Here is a 19284-nt window from a genome sequence, read left to right as displayed (position 1 = left end):
TTCCTCGCCCGCCGTCACGGCGTGGCGACGCCCCCTGGTCGGTGCGGTGACCACCCGGGCCGCGACGTGTTAACAAGGGCCCCTTCCGCTGCACGAGGCGTTAAGAAGGGGCCCTTCCTTACATCTCAGGCGCCGATGGCGTGGTAGCCGCCGTCGACGTGGACGATCTCGCCGGTGGTGGCCGGGAACCAGTCGGACAGCAGCGCCAGGCAGGCCCGCGCCGCGGGCTCCTGGTCGGTCAGGCTCCAGCCCAGCGGGGCCCGCTCGGTCCAGGCGTCCTCGAACTGGTCGAAGCCGGGGATGGACTTGGCGGCGATGGTGCGCAGCGGGCCGGCCGCGACCAGGTTGCTGCGGATGCCCTGCTTGCCCAGGTGCAGCGCCAGGTAGCGGGAGGCGGACTCCAGCCCGGCCTTCGCCACGCCCATCCAGTCGTAGACCGGCCACGCCTTGGTGGCGTCGAAGGTGAGGCCCACCACGGCGCCGCCGGCGGACATCAGCGGCAGCGCGGCCATGGCGAGGGACTTGTACGAGTAGGTGGAGACCTGGAGCGCGGTGGCCACGTCCGCCCAGGGGGCGTCGAGGAAGCCGCCGCCGAGGCAGCTCTGCGGGGCGAACCCGATCGAGTGCACCACGCCGTCCAGGCCGTCGACGTGCTCGCGCACCTTGTCGGCCAGCCCCGCGAGGTGTTCCTCGTTCGTGACGTCCAGCTCGATCACGGGCGCCGGCTCGGGCAGCCGCTTGGCGATCCGCTCCACCAGGGAGAGCCGGCCGTAGCCGGTGAGCACGACCTGGGCGCCGTTCTCCTGGGCGAGCTTCGCCACCGAGAAGGCGATCGACGCGTCGGTGATGACGCCGGTGACCAGCAGCCGCTTACCGGCGAGAAGTCCGGACATTGCGTGTCTCCTCCGTGCTCTGCTCAGTGGCCCATGCCGAGGCCGCCGTCGACCGGGATGACGGCGCCGGTGACGTATCCGGCCGCGTCCGAGGCGAGCCAGGTGACGACGCCCGCGACCTCGTCCGGGGTGGCCATCCGGCCGGCCGGGATCGACTTGCGGATCTCGGCCTTGCGCTCCTCGGGCAGGCCCGCGGTCATGTCGGTGTCGATGAAGCCGGGCGCCACCACGTTCGCGGTGATGTTGCGGGTGCCCAGCTCGCGGGTGATCGAGCGGGCCACGCCGACCAGGCCGGCCTTGCTGGCCGCGTAGTTGACCTGGCCCGCGCCGCCGGAGAGACCGACCACCGAGGAAATGAAGATCATCCGCCCCCAGCGGCCGCGGAGCATCTTCGTCGAGGCCCGCTTGGCGACCCGGAACGAGCCGGTCAGGTTGGTGTCGAGGACGCGGGCGAACTGCTCCTCGGACATCCGCATGATCAGCGTGTCGTCGGTGATGCCGGCGTTGGCGACGAGCACCTCCACCGGGCCGAGTTCGGCCTCGATCGCGGTGAACGCGGCGTCCACCGACTCGGCGTCGGTCACGTCACACCGCACGCCGAACAGGCCGTCCGGAGCCTCGCCGCTGCGATAGGTGACGGCCACCCGGTCGCCCTGCTTGGCGAACGCCTGCGCGATGGCCAGGCCGATCCCCCGGTTCCCGCCGGTCACCAGCACGGTTCGGGCCACGGATCCCCCTCTGCTCCAGTGATCTCTCGGTCCGGTCGGAGCCTAGGGGTTACCGACAGGTAAGCGCTAACCCGCGCAGGTCACAGCGCCGCTCCCGCCGGGGTCCGCGAGACCGGCGACCGCGCGCGCGGCACCCACACCCCCGGTGTACGATGATCGCGTCTGCGGGCCGGTCTGCGCCCGCATCCGGGCCCCGCCGACCGCTGGAGGTGATCGCTGTGCGAGATAGCGATCCTCCCAGTCGTGGCCGGGCCCACCGTCAGCCCCGCTGAGCCACGGCTCGGTCGACGCGGCTGACCCGCTTCCCGCCTCCACACCGCATCCGCTCTCCGGCGACCACGCCGGGGTGTGGCCTGCCGCGCGGCGGAGCACCCGGTCACGACTTCGTGCGCGTACGCCCCACCCTCCCACGGCCCGCACCGGGCCGACCGTCGCCACGGAGCACACCCATGAGCCGTTACGTCGCCCCGCTGGGCTTCACCCTCGCCGCCGTCTGGGTGGCCGTCCTGTTCGTGCTGGCCGGCGGCGGTCACTGACCACCGCCGGCCGGTTCCGGCTCACACGAGCCGGGACGTCCAGAGCAGACTCAGCCCGCCCGCGCACAGCGCCAGCAGCAGCGCGATCCCCGCGTACCACTGGGTGATCTCGCGCGGCTCGGTGCGGTAGCCGATCGAGCTGCCCATGTCCTGGTAGACCTGCTTCAGTTCGCTGGCCGACGCGGCCTCGTAGAAGAAGCCCTGGGTGGTCTCCGCGAGCTGGGACAGCGCGGTGCGGTCCACCGGCACCCGCTGGAGCTGCCCGCCGATGTCGACCTGCCCGGAGTCGGTGCCGAACGCGATGGTGGACACCGGCACGTTCGCCGCCTGCGCCGCCGCGGCGGCCTCCTCGACCGAGCGGCCCGAGGTCCGGTAGCCGTCGGACAGCAGCACGATCCGGGCCGGCGGAATGCCGGCGGCGCCGTCGGCCGGCACCGACCGGATCGCCTCCAGGCAGGTGAAGACCGCCTCGCCGGTGGCTGTCGCCTCGGCCAGCACCAGCCCGTCGATGGCGGTGGTGACGGCGGCCCGGTCCTTTGTCGGCGGCACCAGCACGTTCGCCGACTTGGCGAACGAGACGAGCCCCAGGTTGTAGCTCTCCGGCAACTCGCCGACGAACTGCTTGGCCGCCTCCTGCGCCGCCTCCAGACGGTTCGGCGACACGTCGTCGGCCTGCATCGACAGCGACACGTCGATGGCGAGCATCACCGTGGCCCGCTCCAGCGGCTCCCGGGTGTCGATCGCCGGGCGGGCCAGCCCGGTCGCCAGCACCAGCAGGCAGAGCAGGAACGCGGTGGCCGCCACGTGCCGCCGCCAGCCCAGTCCCTTGGGTGCGACGGTACGCAGCAGGTCGACGTTGGTGAACCGCAGCGCGTACTGCCGGCGGTGCAGTTGCCGCCAGACGTACGCGGCGGCGAGGGCGAGCACCGGCAGCACGGCGAGCAGCCACCACGGTTGCAGAAAACGGATCATCGAGTCGTCCCTCGGGTGCGGGCGTGCCGCTGCGCGGCAACGAAACGCACCATGTCCAGCAGCCAGTCTCGGTCGGTACGCAGGCGCAGGTGGGCCGCGCCCGCGGCGCGCAGTTCGGCGGCGATCGCCCCGCGCTGGGCGGCCGCCGCCTCGGCGTACCGGCGGCGCAGGCCCGGGTCGGCGGTCTGCACCTCGTGCAGTTCCCCGCTCTCCGGGTCGACCACCGGCAGCACCCCCACGTCGGGCAGTTCCAGTTCCCGCGGATCGACCACCTCGACGGCGAGCACGTCGTGGCGGACCCGCAGCTTACGCAGCGGCCGGCCCCACTGCTGCGGCGGCGCGAGGAAGTCGGAGATCACCACCGCCACGCCGCGCCGGCGGGGCGGCCGGTTGAGCATGTCGACGAGCGCGCCGAGGTCGCTGCGGCCGGGCCGGATCTCGGCGCCGGCGACCGCCCGCAGCAGCCCCTGGGCCTCCTTGCGGCCGGAGCGGGCGGGCAGCCGCAGCATCGTCCCGGGACCGCCGGTGCCGACGACCGCGCCGATCCGGTTGCCGCCCCGCACGGTGAGGTGGGCCAGCGCGGCGACGGCGGCGACCGCCACGTCCCGCTTGAGCCAGCGTCCGGTGCCGAAGTCCAGGCTGGCCGACATGTCGACGGCCAGCCAGGTCTCCAGTTCGCGGTCGGCCACCGTACGCCGGACGTGCGGCATGGTGGTGCGGGCGGTGACCGGCCAGTCCATCCGGCGCACGTCGTCGCCGGGCCGGTACTCCCGCGACTCCCCCGCCTCGCTGCCCGGTCCGGGCAGCAGCCCGGCGTAGTCGCCCTGGAGCAGCCCGTCGAGCTTGCGGGTGACCATGAGCTGCAGCCGGGCCAGCGCCGCCCCCGAGCGGTCGCCGGTGGCGCTCAGCGGGGTGGGCGGGGTCACGGCCGCTGCCCGGGCCATCCGTTGTGCGGCACGGCCGGTGGCGGCGGTGTGGCCTGCTGGCGGGGCGCGACCGCGGGCAGCGGGATGGTCGACATCACCCGGTGCACGATGTGGTCGGCCGGTACGTCGTCGGCAAGCGCGTCGTAGCTGAGCACCAGCCGGTGGCGCAGGATGTCCGGCGCGATGTCCTGCACGTCCTGCGGCAGCGCGTAGTCCCGGCCGCGCAGCAGCGCCAGCGCGCGGGTAGCCCGGACCAGGCCGAGCGAGGCGCGCGGGCTGGCGCCGTACTGGATGAGCTGGGCGACGTCGGGCATGCCGTGCTCGGCGGGCGCCCGGGTGGCGAGCACCAGCCGGACCGCGTAGTCGACGAGCGCGTTGTGCACGAACACCTGGTCGGCCTTGTGCTGGAGGGCGACCAGGTCCGGGGTGTCGAACACCCGGGCCGGCTCGGGCGGGGCCACGCCCATCCGGTAGACGATCTCGCGCTCCTCGGCGTCGGTCGGGTAGCCCACGACGATCTTCATGAGGAACCGGTCCCGCTGCGCCTCCGGCAGCGGGTAGACGCCCTCCTGCTCGATCGGGTTCTGGGTGGCCATGACCAGGAACGGGTCCGGCACCCGGTGGCTCTCGCCGCCGATGGAGACCTGCCGTTCGCTCATCACCTCCAGCAGCGCCGACTGGACCTTGGCCGGCGCGCGGTTGATCTCGTCGGCGAGCAGGAAGTTGACGAAGACCGGGCCCAGTTCGACGTCGAACTTCTCGCTGGACTGCCGGTAGATGCGGGTGCCCATGATGTCGGCGGGCACCAGGTCGGGCGTGAACTGGACCCGGGCGAACGAACCGCCGACGACCCGGGCCAGGGTCTCCACGGCGAGCGTCTTGGCCACACCGGGTACGCCCTCCAGCAGGCAGTGACCGCGTGCCAGCAGCGCGACGAACATCCGCTCGACCATCCGGTCCTGGCCGACGATCACCCGCTTGGTCTCGAACAGCGCCCGCTCCAGCAGCGTGGCGTCCTGCGCCGGGGTGGTGCCCGCCGGGGGCGGCGCGTCCGGCGCCACCTCGGTCGGGTTCGGCAGGTCGGGTGTGGTCGGCTGGGCCACCGGTCCTCCACAGCAGGGTCGTCGTCGTGGCGTGGTGCGTATCAAGACTGTCATGCCTCGCTGAGAGCCGAGGGTGGGAGAGGCACGATTTTCGCCGCGGCGTCCCCCACGCCGTCCCGCGGCGCGAGAAACGCTGAACACGGGTGGACAACAAGGGGTCCGCAGTGTGTACGATTCACCCCGTCGCCGGGCGGCTCCCCCCGTGGCCGCCCGGCGCTAAAACTCCCGGCGTGCGGCCTCTAGACTCGCCCCGGTGACGACTCCCACCACCCCGGACGAGACGCTGATCTGCTCGGCGCGGGGGTGTCGCGCACCCGCCGCCTACCAGCTTCGCTGGCACAATCCCCGCCTGCACGCGCCGGACCGGCGCAAGACCTGGCTGGCCTGCCCGGAGCACCGCGGCTCCCTCGGTGAGTTCCTCGACGCACGCGGCTTCCTCCGCGAGGTGGTCCCGCTTCCCTGATCGCCTACGCTCGAAGCGTGAGCGAGCAGACGATCCGAGCCCGTACCGGCGCCGAGCACGGCAGGTCCTCCCGATGAGCGGTGACGGCCCCGCCGGCCTCCCGCCCGCCGCGCGCAGCGCTCTGGAGCCCTGGCCGGACACGGTCCGCTGGCAGCCGATCTCCCGCGACCTGATCTGGGTGGAGTTGATCCGGCTCGGCATCGGGCTGGCCGTGGCGCTCGTGGTGCTCGGCGTGGCCTGGGCGCTGTCCGGGCACTGGCTGCTCGGCGCCGCCGTCGGCGTGGCGCTGCTCATCGGCGTCTGGCGGTCGGTCACCATCGTGCGCGCGGTCCGCGCCTGGGGGTACGCCGAGCGCGACGACGATCTGCTCGTGCGCCACGGCCTGCTGGTGCGGCGGCTGTCCATCGTCCCGTACTCGCGAATGCAGTTCGTCGATGTGAGCGCCGGTCCGCTGGAGCGCGCGTTCGACCTCGCCACCGTGCAATTGCATACGGCAGCCGCCGCGAGCGACGCCCGGGTGCCCGGTCTGCGCCCGGCAGAGGCGTCCCGGCTGCGCGACCGGCTGACCGCGCTGGGCGAGGACCGGGCGGAGGGCCTGTGAGCGACCGGAGCGACCCCGGCGCCCCGCCGCCCCCCGACGACCGGCCCGAGCTGACGCCCGGCCCGCCCGGATACGGGCCACCGCCCGGGTACGCACCGCCACCCGGCTACGGGCCGCCCGGCTCGGCGGCAAGCGGGTACGGGCCGCCGTCCGGCCCGGATCCCGCCGCGCCCGGGCCGTGGCCCGCGCCGCTGCCGCCGTACCCGGGACCGTGGGGTCCGGCCGCCGGACCGACCGGCGGCGAGGAGCCACGGCAGCGGCTGCATCCGCTCAGCCCGGCGCTGCACGGCGCGAAGTCGCTGGTCGTGGTGATCGCCGGGCTCTCCTGGTCGACGCTGTCGCGCGTCGGGTTCGGCTGGTTCGCGGCGCTGGTCACCGTCTTCGTGCTCGGCGCCACCGTGCTGTCGGTGGTGAGCTGGTGGAACACCGGCTACCACCTGGTCGGCCGCGAACTGCGCGTCTACGAGGGCCTGCTGTGGCGTCGTACCCGGGCCATCCCGCTGGAGCGGTTGCAGGCGGTCGAGGTGGTCCGGCCCCTGCTGGCCCAGCTCACCGGCCTGGCCGAGCTGCGGCTGGAGGTGGTCGGCGGGGGCAAGACCGAGGCGCCGCTGGCCTACCTCAGCGTGGCCGAGGCCACCGCGCTACGGCAACGGCTGCTCGCGGTGGCGGGGCGCTCCGCCCCGGCGCCGGTGCCGGCGGCCGAGCCCGGCGCGCCTGCCGCACCCGTGCCGGCCGGTCGCCGGCTGCACACCGTTCGCAACCAGGATCTGCTGGTCAGCCAGTTGCTCACGCCGCAGGCGTTCCTGCTGCCGGTGGGCCTGGTGTTCGTCGGCGCCCAGTTCTTCTCCGAGGGCTCGTGGTCGTTCATCGCGGTGGCGAGCACGCTCACCGCGATGGCCGGCGTGGTGCTGCAACCGATCCGCCGGGTGCTCGACGACTGGAGCTTCCGGCTCGACCGGGACGACGGCACGCTGCGGGTGCACAACGGCCTGCTGGAGACGCGGGTGCAGACCGTGCCGCTGCACCGGGTGCAGACCGTACGGGCGACCTGGCCGCTGCTCTGGCGGATGAAGGGGTGGCTGCGGCTGCGGCTGGAGGTGGCCGGCTACTCCGCCGGTGAGCTCGACGACCGCAACCGCCCGGACCGCCTGCTGCCGGTCGGCGACGCGGGCACCGGCGCGACTGTCGTCGCGGAGGTGCTGCCCGGCGTACGGCTGGACGCGCTGCCCACGACGCCTCCCCCGGAACGGGCCCGCTGGCTGCGCCCGCTGAGCCGCAGGGTGGTCGGCGCGGGTCTCGACGAGCGCGTCTTCGTGGCCCGATCCGGGCTGCTGACCCGCCAGTTGACGCTGGTGCCGTACGCCCGGATCCAGAGCGTGCGCGTCACCCGGGGTCCGGTGCAGCGGCTGTTGCGGCTGGCCACCGTGCACGCGGACACCGCCGGTGGGGCCGGGGCGGCGGCCGTCCACCGGGACCTGGCCGACGCGTGGGAGCTGGCCGCGGAGCTGACCGCACGCTCGCACGCCGCCCGGCGCACCGACAGCGACCGCTGACCGCTGACCGCTGAGCCGGACCGACCACGACCGCCGACCGGCCCGCCGGGCCGACCGCTGACCGGCCCGGCGGCCCGGCGGGCGGTCTACCGGCGCTCGGCGGGCACCGCGTCCCGGTCGTCGGCGACGCGGTCCGGGGTGTCGGTGTCGGTGTCGGTGTCGGCGGGCGGTTCGCCGGCGGCGACGGCGGGCTCACCGGCACGCCGGGCCTGCCGCGCCGCCCACCAGCGCTCGGCCAGGCCGACCACCAGGAACGTCAGGCCCACGTACGCCCAGCCCACCAGCACGTCGATCAGGTAGTGCTCGCCGCTGTACATCAGCGTGAACGTCATGGCCAGCGGATACGCGAGCATCAGCGGCCACCAGCGCTTGCGTACCGAGCGCATGAAGAACAACACCACGAACAGCGCGAACGCGGTGTGCAGCGACGGCATCGCGGCCACCGGGTTGGAGGCGATCTGCCCGGCGTTGAGAAGGTTGCCCGCGCCGTGCATGCCGATCTCCTTCCAGCCCCGGGTGGAGATCCGCGCGACCTCGGTGAGCAGGCCGTTCTGCGCCGCCCACCACGGCGGCGCCGCCGGGTACGCGAAGTAGGTCACCAGCCCGGCCGCGCACAGGAAGCCCCAGCGGGACATGTACGCGATCCAGCGCCGCCGGTTGCGCATCCACAGCACGGCCGCGGCGGCGAACGTCGCCACGAAGTGCGAGAAGTAGACCCAGCTCACCAGCACGTCCCACCAGCGCACCTCGGACGCGTCGTACAGGCGCTCCTGGAGCCAGATCGTCGGCACCTCGCCGCCGGTGAGCCACCCGGTCAGGAAGCGGTCGGCGACGATCAGCTCCATCGCGTGCGGGGTGGCGCCGTTGTCGGCGAACCCCCGGGACAGGTTGTACGCGGCGAGCAGCAGCACCACCGGGATCCAGTCCCGGGCGAACCGCAGGTGGCTGCGCCACGGGCGGGCCGAGTTCCACGCGATCGTGCCGGCCCAGATCCACAGGAACGCGTACGCCGGGTCCGTGGGCAGGCCGATGGCGAGCCAGGCGGCGACGAACGCGACGCCCCAGATGGTCATCGCGATCACACGGCGGCGCCCGCCGTCGGGCGACTCGGTCGGCGCGTCGGGGGCGGGGGTCGGAGATTGTGTCAGCTCGGCCATCGCGGACAAGGTTAACGGCGTGCGACAGGCGGGCCTGCGGGCGGGCGGTGACGACCGGCCCGGCGGCGGCCCGGACGCCGGACGCCCGCCTGTCTCCTGCACTAGGCTCGGCCGCATGCAGGAGCAGCCGGAGTCGCCCTTCGCGCCGGGCCTGACCGCCCGGGTCGAGCTGACAGTGACCGACGCCGACACCGCGCAGGCGGTCGGCTCCGGGGACGTGCCGGTGCTCGGCACACCCCGGGTGCTGGCACTGGCCGAGGCGGCGACGGTGGCCGCCACCGCGACCCGGATGCCGTCCGGGTCCACCACCGTCGGCGTACGGGTCGAGCTGGAACACCGCGCGGCGACGCCGGTGGGTCGTACCGTGGCCGCCTACGCCGAGCTGGTGAAGGTCGACGGCAAGCGGCTGGTCTTCGACGTGACAGTCACCGACGGGGCCACCGTCGCGGCGCAGGGCCGGGTCGAGCGGGCGCTGGTCGACCGGCAGCGCTTCGTCGAGCGGGCCGTACGCCAGCCATGACCGCCGGGTTCACGGAGGTCGCCGCCGGGGTGCACGTGCTGCGCGAGCCGACGCTCGCGGTGAACGTGGTGCTGGTGGCCGGTGACGGCGCGGCGCTGCTCGTCGACACGCTCTCCACCGCCGGGCAGGCCCGGGAGCTGGCGGAGGCGGCGCGGGCGGTGACGCCGTACCCGTGGACGATCGTGAACACGCACCACCACTTCGACCACTGCTTCGGCAACGCCACGCTGGCCGGTCCGGACACCGCGATCTACGCGCAGGCCCAGGCCGCGGCGGCGCTGCGGGACCGGTCCGACTCCGTGCGGCGCGCCGCGTACGAGGAGATGCGCGCCGGGCACCCGGCGCTGGCCGAGGAACTGGCGCGTACCGAGTTGCGGGCACCGACGCACGAGGTGCACGAGGAGACGGTGCTCGACGTGGGCGGCCGGCGGGTGGTGCTGCGCCACCCCGGGCACGGGCACACCGACGCCGACCTGGTGGTGCACGTACCTGACGCGGACGTGCTCGTCGCCGGCGATCTGGTGGAGCAGAGCGGGCCGCCGGCGTTCGAGGAGTCGTACCCCCTGACGTGGCCGGACGCGCTGGCCGACCTGCTGCGGCTGACCACGCCCACGACGGTGGTCGTGCCCGGCCACGGCGAGCCGGTCGGCGCGGACTTCGTCCGCGAGCAGCACGCGCAGCTCGCGCGGCAGGCGTGGCTGATCCGCGCCGGGCACACCGGCAGCGCCCCGCCGGAGCGGGTGGCGGCCGAGTCACCGTTCGGCGCGCGGCCGGGCCTGATCGCCGCGCGCCGCGGCTACGCGGAGCTGGACGGCACGGCCTGACCGGCCCCCGGGATCAGTCGGCGTCGGCGTCGGCGAGGATCTCGCGGAGGCGGTTGCGGCATTCGGCGACGAACGCCGGGAACGTGTCCCAGTAGTAGGAGACGCCACTGGCCGCCACCCCGAGCGCCCAGGCGCGGGCCCGCGCCCAGGTCACGTCGTCGATGCCGAGCGCCTCCCGGTAGGCGTGCCGGGCCGCCGGCGGAAGGTCCCAGATCGGCGCGTGTTCCGCGTCCGGGTGCCCGACGGTCAGGCCACCGAAGTCGATGACCGCCCGCAGCCGGCCGTCCCGCACCAGCAGGTTGGTGGGCTTGAGGTCGCTGTGCAGCCAGACGTGCGGCCCTGCGGGTTCGGGCAGGGTCAGGGCGTCCCGCCAGAGCCGGACCAGCGTGTCGACGTCCGTCTCGTCGCCGATCCGGTCGCGGCAGTCCTCGAGCGCCGGGGAGATCCAGGTGTCGCAGGGGTGGAGGCTGCCGCCGCGGTATCCGCTCAGCGGGCCGGCGCGGGTCGCGCCCAGCAGGTCGGCCGCGTGCAGGCGCCGGACGAACACGGCCAGGTCGGCGCCGAGGGCGGCCCAGTCCGCGACCGTGCCGGAACGGACCTCGTCGCCCGGTATCCACCGCTGCACCGACCACGGCAGCGGGAAGGCGTCGGCCGGGACGCCGGCGTACACCGGTTCCGGCACCCGGTACGGCAGCAGCGGCGCGAGCCGGGGCAGCCACTGCTGCTCCTTGCGCAGTGCGCCGGCCTTCTCCGCGGTGCGCGGCAGCCGGACGAGCAGGTCGGCGCCGAGGCGGTACATCGTGTTGTCGGTCCCGGCGCCCGCGGGCGTGAGCGGCAGGGCGGCCCACTCGGGGCGCTGGGCGGTCAGCAGCGCCCGGACGATCTCCTCATCGACGGGTATCTCGTCCTGGTGCAGCGCCATCCGGTGATCATGCGGGGCGGGGCGGCACGGCGGCCACCGGGTTTCCGGCGGCCCGCCCCTGTGGTTCCGGCCGGGCGGGGCTCCGCAGCGCGTCCCGCAGCGCGTCGAGGTGCGGGGCGGCGGCCAGGATCGCCGCCCGTACCGGCGGGTCCAGCTCGGCGAGGGCGCCGGCGAGCAACGCCGCGCGGTGGGCCTCGTAGTGGGCCATCCGCTCCCGGGCGGCGTCGGTGACGCGCAGCCGGACCACACGGCGGTCGTCGGGGTCGCGGTCACGGGCCAGCAACCCGGCGTCGCTGAGGTCGCGGACCAGCGTGCTCACCGTGTTGGGCGCGGTGCAGAGACGCCGGGCCACCTCCTTGCCGCTGATCCCCGGGCTCTCCCGGACCAGCAGGAGCACCTCCACCTGCGCCTCGGGCAACGGGTCCCGTCCCACCCGCGCCCCGGTCCGCCGGCGCAGGAGCCGGTGCAGCTCCCCCAGGGCCGCGCCGAACCGCGCGACCTGCTCGTTCGTCGCCACGGAGTCACCCGCCTCACATCGCAATAGTTCTGACTACAGATGTAAGGTACCCCGGACGCACCAGATCCAGGGGGTACCCACTCGTGAGCAGTGCCGCGCCGGCCACCGCGCGCCCGACCGCCCGCCGCACCACCGCCTCCACCGGCGGCGTGACGCTGCTGGTGCTGCTCGGTTCGCTCACCGCGATCGGCCCGCTGTCGCTGGACATGTACCTGCCGGCGTTCCCGGCCATGACCCGCGACCTCGGCGCCGACCAGGCCGGCATCCAGCTCTCGCTGACCACCTGCCTGATCGGTCTCGCCGTGGGGCAGTTGGTCACCGGCCCGCTGAGCGACCGCTGGGGGCGCCGCCGTCCGGTGCTGGTCGGCGTGGTCGCGTACACCGTGCTGGCGCTGGCGTGCGCCGTGGCGCCGAACGCCCCGCTGCTCGCCGCCGCGCGGTTCGCCCAGGGCGTCGCCGGCGGCATGGGCGTGGTGGTCGCCCGCGCGGTCGTCCGTGACCTCTACGCGGGCCGGGACGCCGCGAAGTACTTCTCCCGGCTCACCCTGGTCTTCGGTGTCGCGCCGGTGGCGGCACCCGGCGTGGGCAGCCTGGTGCTGCGGTTCGGCTCGTGGCGGGCCGTCTTCGTGACGCTCGCCGTCATCGGGGCGGTGCTCGCCGTCGCCGTCGCGCTGCGTCTGCCGGAGACGCTGCCCGCCGAGCGCCGCAACACCGGCGGCCTGGGGGCCACCGTCCGGACCATGCGGTCGCTGCTCGCCGACCGGGTCTACCTCGGGTACGCGCTGACGCAGGGCTTCGCGTTCGCCGGGCTGTTCGCGTACATCTCGGGGTCGTCGTTCGTGTTCCAGGACGTCTTCGGCGTGTCCGCGGCGGTGTTCAGCGTCATCTTCGGCGTCAACGCGCTCGCCCTGGTGACCGTCGGTCAGGCGAACGCCCGGCTGCTCGACCGGTTCACCCCGCGCCGGCTGCTGGTCACCACGCTCGTGGCCGGCCTGGTCACCGCGCTCGGCGTGCTGAGCGGGGCGCTGGCCGGCAGCCTGGCCCTGACGGCGGTGGCGCTGTTCGCCTTCGTCGGCTCGCTCGGCATGGTGATGCCGAACAGCACCGCGCTGGCGCTGGACGCGCACGCCCGGCACGCGGGCACCGCCGCCGCGCTGATGGGCGGTCTCCAGTCGGTGGTGGGCGCGCTGGCCGCGCCGCTGGTCGGGCTCGGCGGCGAGGGCAGCGCGCTGCCGATGGCGGTGGTCCTGGCCGGCGCCGCCGCCCTGTCCCTGACCGCCGTCCTGACACTGGCCCGCCCGCGCGCCTGACGTCGGCCGCCGCGCGCCTGAGCTGGCCGCCGCGCGTGGGGGCGGGTGTCAAGAAGGGGCCCCTCCTCTACCTCAGGCGTTAAGAAGGGGCCCTTCCTTACCCCGCGAAGCGGGTTGCGACCTCGGTGCGGGTGGGCATCGCGGTGGCGCCGCCGGGCGACTCGCACACGACCGCCGCCACCCGGAGCGCGAACGCGACCCGCTCCCGCCAGCCCGCCGGGTCGGCCGGCTCACCGGCGGCCAGCAGGTCGGCCACCAGCGCGCCCATCACCGAGTCACCCGCGCCGGTGGCGTCCACCGCGTCCACCTTCGGCGCGGGTACGCGCACCACGTCGTCGGCCGCGACCAGGGCGCCGTCCGCGCCCAGCGTCACCACGACCGTGCTCGCGCCCAGTTCCCGCAGGTACGCGGCGACGCCCTCGACCGGCTCGTCCGGGTAGAGCAGCCGCGCGTCGGCACTGCTGAGCTTGACCAGGTGCGCGGCGGCGGCGAACTCGGCGACCACCGCCCGCAGCCCGTCCAGCGCGTTCGGCGCGGTGAGCAGGCGGGGCCGCACGTTGGGGTCGAACACCCGCAGCGCGCCCGCGATCGACCAGGCACGGCGGGCGGCGGCGAGCACCGGCGGGTCGAGCAGCACGATCGAGCCGCAGTAGAGCACGTCCGCACCTTCGACCAGCGCCACGTCCAGGTCGTCCGGGCCGAGCAGCGCGTACGAGCGGGGTTCGCCGTAGAAGCGGAAGTCGGGCTCCGCACCGGCGAACGTGGCCACGGCGAGCGCGGTCGGGGCCGGCACCGTCACCGTCCCGCCCACGTCCACTCCCGCGCCGGTGAGGAAGGCGCGGATCCGTCCGGCCAGCGCGTCGTCGCCGAGCGACCCGACGAACCGTGCGTCCCCGCCGAGCCGGGCGATCGCCACCGCCACGTTGAGCGGGCCGCCGCCGATCGCCTGCCGGTAGACGGGTTCCCCGTCGTGCTCGGCGTCGAGCAGGTCCACCAGTGCCTCGCCGAGCACCACCGCGTACCCCATCCTGGCTCCCCTCGTCGTCCTCCCCCGATCCTGGCGCATGCCAGGGTCCCGGCGCGCCGGGACCCTGGCATCGAGCAGCGCCTATTGCGGGCCGCGGCCGGACGTGGTGGGATGGCGGTGCCGGGTGACGACGCGGGGGCTGCCGCGTCACCGGCCGCCGGGTCGATCCGACGCGAGGGCATCCACGGTCCGTTGGGCAACGGACCGCAGACGGTGCGCGCCCGTCGACGGCCCCGGCCGCACGCTGACCGGGCGCGGGCACCGCGATCGTCGCATCCGCTCGTCGCAGCGGAGCAGGCCGAACCGGGCCACGCTCCGCGAGTCAGGAGATCCCCGTGCACCGAACCCGATCGCGTACGGCCGCGTTGCTCACCGCGGCCGCCACCCTGACCCTGGGCGCGTTCGCCCTGGTCACCAACTCCGGACCGGCGGCCGCGCACGGCGCGGCCATGACGCCGGGCGCCCGCACCTACCTGTGCTGGAAGGACGGCCTCACCGGAACCGGTGAGATCCGGCCGAACAACCCCGCCTGCTCGTCGGCGGTGGCCGAGAGCGGGGCGAACTCGCTGTACAACTGGTTCAGCGTGCTGCGCTCCGACGCCGGCGGACGCACCGTCGGGTTCATCCCCGACGGCAAGCTGTGCAGCGGCGGCAACCCCGGCTTCAGCGGGTACGACGCGGCGCGCAACGACTGGCCGCTCACGCACCTGACGGCTGGACGGTCGATCGAGTTCCGGTACAGCAACTGGGCCCACCACCCGGGCACGTTCTACTTCTACGTGACCAAGGACAGCTGGAGCCCGAACCGGCCGCTGGCCTGGAGCGACCTGGAGGAGCAGCCGTTCCTGCAGGTGACCAACCCGCCGCAGCGCGGCGCGGTGGGCACCAACGACGGGCACTACTACTTCAGCGGCAACCTGCCGTCGAACAAGAGCGGCCGGCACATCATCTACTCGCGCTGGGTCCGCTCGGACAGCCAGGAGAACTTCTTCGGCTGCTCGGACGTGACGTTCGACGGCGGCAACGGCGAGGTGACCGGGATCGGCTCGGGCGGCAGCAACCCCCCGACGACCGCGCCGCCGACCACCGCTCCGCCCACCACCGCTCCGCCGACGACCGCGCCGCCGACCTCGCCTCCGCCGGTGACGACCAGCCCGACCATGCCGGCCGGCTCCTGCATGGCGGTGTACAAGGTGGTCACCGCCTGGGGTGGCGGCTTCCAGGGCGAAGTGACGATCATGAACCACAGCACCCGGACGTACTCCGGGTGGACCGCGAACTGGACCTGGCCCAGCGGCCAGACCATCAACCAGGTGTGGAACGGCACGTTGAGCGGCAGCGGGGCGTCGGTGAGCGTCTCCAACGCCGCCTACAACGGCAGTGTCCCGCCGGAGGGCACCACCACGTTCGGCTTCACGGCGAACTTCTCCGGCACCAACTCCCTGCCGACTGTCACCTGCACCGGTCGCTGATCACGCACGGAGAAGGGCCCCCGGGGGACATCCCGGGGGCCCTTCCTCGTCACGCTCGGGTCAGCGCACCATGCTGCCGACGACCGGCTTGGTGAGCAGCGCGGACTGGTTGCGCTGGATGCCCGGGTCGAGCGTCTTGGCCACGAAGATGGCGTGCCAGATGCAGAAGATCAGCACGGTCCACACCTTGCGGGAGTGGTCGGCCTCCTCCCGCTTGTGCTCCTCCAGCAGGCGCATCGCGTACGACAGGTCGATCAGGTCGCCGGCGCCCGAGGTGGACAGCACGTGCCGCGCCCACTCGTACATCTCGCCGCGCAGCCAGACCCGGGTCGGGGTCGGGAAGCCCAGCTTCTTGCGGTTGACGATGGCCGGCGGTACGACACCCTGCAGCGCCTGGCGCATCGCGTACTTGGTGGCCTCGGAGCGCGGCGGCAGCTTCAGGTCGACCGGGATGCCGGCGGCGACGTTGAACACCTCCCGGTCCAGGAACGGCACCCGCACCTCCAGCGAGTGCGCCATCGAGATCCGGTCGGCCTTGACCAGGATGTCGCCGCGCAGCCAGGTGTAGAGGTCGACGTACTGCATCTTGGTGACGTCGTCCAGCTCGGTGCACTCGGCGTAGATCGGCGCGGTCACGTCGGTGTAGCGCACCGAGGGGTCGTAGCGGCGCAGCAGGTGCTGCTTCTCCTCCTCGGTGAACATCCGCGCGTTGCCGTAGTAGCGCTCCTCGATCGGGGTGGTGCCGCGCTCCAGGAAGCTCTTGCCCTTGACCCCCTGCGGGATGGCCTTGGACACCGCGCGCAGGCCCTTCTGCACGCCGTCGGGCAGGCTGTTGACCGCGTTGAGCGACAGCGGCTCCCGGTAGATCGTGTAGCCACCGAAGAACTCGTCCGCGCCCTCGCCGGAGAGCACCACGGTGACGTGCTCGGCGGCCTTCTTCGCCACGAAGTACAGGGGCACCAGCGCCGGGTCGGCGACCGGGTCGTCCAGGTGCCAGACGATCTTCGGCAGCGCGTCGATCATGTCCTGCGGCCCGATCTTGGTCGGGATGGTGGTCACGTCGAGGTGCCGGGCCGAGTCCTGGGCCACGTCGATCTCGGAGTAGCCGGGCACGTCGTAGCCGACGGTGAAGGTGAGGATGTTCGGGTTGAACTCGCGGGCCAGCGCCACCACCGCGGTGGAGTCGATGCCGCTGGACAGGAACGAGCCGACCGGCACGTCCGAGCGCATGTGCATCCGGACGCTCTCGCGCAGCGTCTCCCGGATGTCGTGGTAGAGCCGCTGCTCGTCGGAGACCGGGGCCGGGCGGAACACCGGCCGGTACCAGCGGCGCACCTCGATCCGGCCGCCCGGGGTCCAGGTCAGGTACTCCCCCGAGCCGATCCGGCTGATCCCCTTGTGCAGCGTGCCCGGCTCGGGAACGTACTGCAGCGTCAGGTAGTGGCTCAGGTTGGCGGTGTCGATGCCCGCGTCGCCCTGGTACGCCGAGTGCGCGAACGGCAGCAGCGCCTTCTTCTCCGAGGCGAGGTAGAGGCCGTCCTGCGTCTCGAGGTAGTGCAGCGGCTTGATGCCGAAGTAGTCCCGCGCGCCGAAGGCCCGCCGCTCCTGCCGGTCCCAGATCACGAACGCGAACATGCCGCGCAGCTTGGTGAGCACCTGCTCACCCCAGTAGTGGTAGCCGGCGACGATCACCTCGCCGTCGCCGTTGGTGGCGAACTGGGCGCCGTAGTCGCGGATCAGCTCCTCACGCAGCTCGATGTAGTTGTAGATCTCGCCGTTGAAGGTGAGCAGGTAGCGCCCGCCCGCGTAGGGCAGGGGCTCGTGGCTCAGCGCCACGTCGATGATCGCCAGGCGCTTGTGCGCGAACACGCCGTCCGCGTACCGGCCGGAGGCGTCGCCGACCACCTCGACCCCGGTCTCGTCCGGGCCACGGTGGTGCAGGCACTCCAGTGCGCCGGCGATGTGGTCGCGGTGGGCGGCGGCGTCGCCGCGCGCGCTGAAGAAGGCCAGGAGTCCGCACATGGCCGCCATCTTTCCACGCGCCGGAAGCCGTCGTCGCGGCACCGCAGGCACCTCCCGCTGACGTGCGCGCGGTACCGTCGGGACCAGCGACGGGGCTCAGGGAGGGCGAATGATGGCTGAGGAGCGAAACCGGCAGGGCAAGGCGGCGGACGGCACCGAGTCGCACGACCCGGACTTCCCGGAGGCGTTCCTGTCGTTCATGCGGCAGGGCTGGCGGGACACCGAACTGCCGGTCACCCCGCGCCCGGAGGTGCCCAACCACGCCAAGCGGCGGGCCGCGCTGGCCGAGGCCTTCCCGGGCGAGACGCTGGTCATCCCCACGGGCAACGAGAAGGTACGCGCCAACGACACCGACCACCGGTTCCGTCCGGGCAGCGACTTCGCGTACCTGACCGGCGACCTGGAGCCGGACAGCGTCCTCGTGCTGCGGCCGGGTGGCGAGTCCACGCTGTTCATGCGGCCCCGGTCGTCCCGGGCGACGGACGAGTTCTTCCGCAGCCGCCACGGTGAGCTGTGGGTGGGCCGCCGGCCGACGCTGCGGGAGAAGTCCACCGAGCTGGGCCTGCCGACGGCCGATCTGAGCGAGCTGGACGCGGCGCTGGCCGACCTGGCGCCGGGGCGTACCCGGGTGCTTCGCGGTTTCGACGCCCGGGTGGACGCGGCGGTGCGTCCCTACGACGGCGCGCGCGCCGAGGGTCAGCCCGGCCGCGACCGGGAGCTGGCGATCACGATCGCCGAGCTGAAGCTGGTCAAGGACGAGTGGGAGATCGCGCAGCTCCAGGAGGCGTGCGACGCCACGGTGCGCGGCTTCGAGGACGTGGCCCGGGCGCTGCCGGCCGACCGCGGGGTCTCCGAGCGGCTGCTGGAGGGCGTGTTCGCGCTGCGCGCCCGGCACGACGGCAACGACGTCGGGTACGGCTCGATCGTCGGGGCCGGCGAGCACGCCACGATCCTGCACTGGGTGCACAACCACGGCGCCACCCGCCCGGGTGACCTGCTGCTGATGGACATGGGCGTGGAGAACCGCAACCTCTACACCGCCGACGTGACCCGGGTGTTCCCGGTCGACGGCCGGTTCACGCCGTTGCAGCGTCAGGTCTACGACGCGGTGTACGCCGCGCAGCAGGCCGGCATCGAGATGTGCCGGCCCGGCGTGGCGTTCCGGGACGTGCACCTGGCCTCGATGCGGGTGCTGGCCGAGGCGCTGAAGGATCTCGGGCTGCTGCCGGTGAGCGTGGACGAGGCGATGGACCCGGCCTCCACGGTCTACCGGCGGTGGACGCTGCACGGCACCAGCCACATGCTCGGCATCGACGTGCACGACTGCGCCAACGCGCGCAAGGAGACCTACCGCGAGGGGCCGCTCGGCGAGGGGTACGTGCTCACCGTCGAGCCGGGGCTCTACTTCCAGCCGGAGGACGAGCTGGTCCCGGAGGAGCTGCGGGGCATCGGCGTGCGGATCGAGGACGACATCCTGGTGACCGCCGACGGCCCGGTGAACCTGTCGGCCGGGCTGCCGCGCGCCTCCGCCGAGGTGGAGACCTGGCTGGCCGAGCAGCGCGAGGCGGGACCCCGCCTGCCCGGCTGATCCCTGCGGCCGCTTTCTCCGGCGGGCCCCACCACCGCGCCTCGACGGCGGGTGGTGGGGCCCGTCGCTGTCTGGGCCGTTCCGGTCCCCCTGACGTGGATGGTCACCGACCGCCATTCGTGGGAGGAATGCGGGCTTTTTTCGGATACG

Annotated in this window: 18 protein-coding genes; 8 read left to right on the top strand and 10 right to left on the bottom strand. The window is 73.7% G+C overall.

Features of this window, described 5'->3' with window-relative positions:
- Positions 1 to 125 precede the first annotated feature (125 nt).
- From fabI to O7607_RS22300, 5 genes are all read right to left on the bottom strand, one after another.
- Complete coding sequence (gene fabI / locus O7607_RS22320; protein ID WP_135241111.1) at positions 126 to 893, bottom strand: enoyl-ACP reductase FabI; 768 nt, start codon at positions 891 to 893, stop codon at positions 126 to 128.
- A 23-nt stretch (positions 894 to 916) separates the two neighbouring features.
- Entirely contained in the window at positions 917 to 1621 is a 705-nt protein-coding gene (gene fabG, locus O7607_RS22315; RefSeq protein WP_013287372.1) for a beta-ketoacyl-ACP reductase, read from the bottom strand.
- A gap of 557 nt (positions 1622 to 2178) precedes the next feature.
- Positions 2179 to 3129, bottom strand: a complete 951-nt coding sequence (locus tag O7607_RS22310; RefSeq protein WP_013287373.1) for a VWA domain-containing protein — start codon at positions 3127 to 3129, stop codon at positions 2179 to 2181.
- Positions 3126 to 4073, bottom strand: coding sequence for a DUF58 domain-containing protein (locus O7607_RS22305; protein WP_269705125.1), 948 nt, complete (start codon positions 4071 to 4073; stop codon positions 3126 to 3128). Before O7607_RS22305 ends, O7607_RS22310 begins: the two co-directional genes overlap by 4 nt.
- Positions 4052 to 5158: an AAA family ATPase gene (locus tag O7607_RS22300; RefSeq protein ID WP_269705124.1), complete on the bottom strand. Its 1107-nt coding sequence runs from the start codon at positions 5156 to 5158 to the stop codon at positions 4052 to 4054. Before O7607_RS22300 ends, O7607_RS22305 begins: the two co-directional genes overlap by 22 nt.
- A 253-nt stretch (positions 5159 to 5411) precedes the next feature.
- On the opposite strand from O7607_RS22300, the gene O7607_RS22295 reads away from it, so the two are divergent.
- The 3 genes from O7607_RS22295 (at position 5412) to O7607_RS22285 (ending at position 7775) form a co-directional block, all read left to right on the top strand.
- A complete protein-coding gene (locus O7607_RS22295) occupies positions 5412 to 5621 on the top strand; it encodes a hypothetical protein (RefSeq protein WP_269705122.1) in 210 nt (69 codons plus the stop codon).
- 73 nt (positions 5622 to 5694) lie between these two features.
- Positions 5695 to 6222, top strand: coding sequence for a PH domain-containing protein (locus O7607_RS22290; protein ID WP_269705121.1), 528 nt, complete (start codon positions 5695 to 5697; stop codon positions 6220 to 6222).
- Positions 6223 to 6272: 50 nt separating this feature from the next.
- A complete protein-coding gene (locus O7607_RS22285; RefSeq protein ID WP_442929538.1) occupies positions 6273 to 7775 on the top strand; it encodes a PH domain-containing protein in 1503 nt (500 codons plus the stop codon).
- Between the two features lie 86 nt (positions 7776 to 7861).
- Here the strand turns inward: O7607_RS22285 and O7607_RS22280 are convergent, their stop codons facing one another.
- The gene (locus O7607_RS22280; protein WP_269705119.1) at positions 7862 to 8932 is read right to left on the bottom strand and encodes a phosphatase PAP2 family protein; all 1071 of its coding nucleotides are present in this window, start codon (positions 8930 to 8932) and stop codon (positions 7862 to 7864) included.
- Between the two features lie 115 nt (positions 8933 to 9047).
- Between O7607_RS22280 and O7607_RS22275 the strand changes: the two genes are divergently transcribed.
- Both O7607_RS22275 and O7607_RS22270 read left to right on the top strand, forming a co-directional pair.
- Positions 9048 to 9452 (top strand): thioesterase family protein, encoded by a 405-nt coding sequence (locus O7607_RS22275; protein ID WP_269705118.1) that lies wholly within the window; start codon positions 9048 to 9050, stop codon positions 9450 to 9452.
- Positions 9449 to 10276, top strand: coding sequence for an MBL fold metallo-hydrolase (locus O7607_RS22270; RefSeq protein WP_269705116.1), 828 nt, complete (start codon positions 9449 to 9451; stop codon positions 10274 to 10276). Before O7607_RS22275 ends, O7607_RS22270 begins: the two co-directional genes overlap by 4 nt.
- 13 nt (positions 10277 to 10289) lie before the next feature.
- Here the strand turns inward: O7607_RS22270 and O7607_RS22265 are convergent, their stop codons facing one another.
- Positions 10290 to 11198: an aminoglycoside phosphotransferase family protein gene (locus O7607_RS22265; RefSeq protein WP_269705115.1), complete on the bottom strand. Its 909-nt coding sequence runs from the start codon at positions 11196 to 11198 to the stop codon at positions 10290 to 10292.
- 7 nt (positions 11199 to 11205) lie between these two features.
- Positions 11206 to 11715 (bottom strand): MarR family winged helix-turn-helix transcriptional regulator, encoded by a 510-nt coding sequence (locus tag O7607_RS22260; protein ID WP_269705114.1) that lies wholly within the window; start codon positions 11713 to 11715, stop codon positions 11206 to 11208.
- 83 nt (positions 11716 to 11798) lie between these two features.
- On the opposite strand from O7607_RS22260, the gene O7607_RS22255 reads away from it, so the two are divergent.
- Positions 11799 to 13025: a multidrug effflux MFS transporter gene (locus O7607_RS22255; protein WP_269705113.1), complete on the top strand. Its 1227-nt coding sequence runs from the start codon at positions 11799 to 11801 to the stop codon at positions 13023 to 13025.
- Positions 13026 to 13122: 97 nt separating this feature from the next.
- Here the strand turns inward: O7607_RS22255 and O7607_RS22250 are convergent, their stop codons facing one another.
- Entirely contained in the window at positions 13123 to 14052 is a 930-nt protein-coding gene (locus O7607_RS22250; RefSeq protein ID WP_269705112.1) for a carbohydrate kinase family protein, read from the bottom strand.
- A 335-nt stretch (positions 14053 to 14387) separates the two neighbouring features.
- Here O7607_RS22250 and O7607_RS22245 point away from each other — a divergent pair, with 335 nt between their 5' ends.
- On the top strand, positions 14388 to 15524 hold the full coding sequence (locus O7607_RS22245) for a lytic polysaccharide monooxygenase auxiliary activity family 9 protein (RefSeq protein WP_269705111.1): 1137 nt from the start codon (positions 14388 to 14390) through the stop codon (positions 15522 to 15524).
- Between the two features lie 60 nt (positions 15525 to 15584).
- On the opposite strand, the gene asnB is transcribed toward O7607_RS22245, so the two are convergent.
- Complete coding sequence (asnB, locus tag O7607_RS22240) at positions 15585 to 17546, bottom strand: asparagine synthase (glutamine-hydrolyzing) (protein WP_135241123.1); 1962 nt, start codon at positions 17544 to 17546, stop codon at positions 15585 to 15587.
- A gap of 112 nt (positions 17547 to 17658) precedes the next feature.
- On the opposite strand from asnB, the gene O7607_RS22235 reads away from it, so the two are divergent.
- The gene (locus tag O7607_RS22235) at positions 17659 to 19134 is read left to right on the top strand and encodes an aminopeptidase P family protein (RefSeq protein WP_269705110.1); all 1476 of its coding nucleotides are present in this window, start codon (positions 17659 to 17661) and stop codon (positions 19132 to 19134) included.
- The last annotated feature ends 150 nt before the right edge of the window (positions 19135 to 19284 follow it).

This window comes from Micromonospora sp. WMMA1949 (assembly GCF_027460145.1).
Taxonomy (GTDB): Bacteria; Actinomycetota; Actinomycetes; order Mycobacteriales; family Micromonosporaceae; genus Micromonospora.
This window is presented reverse-complemented; position numbering and strand designations above follow the sequence as displayed.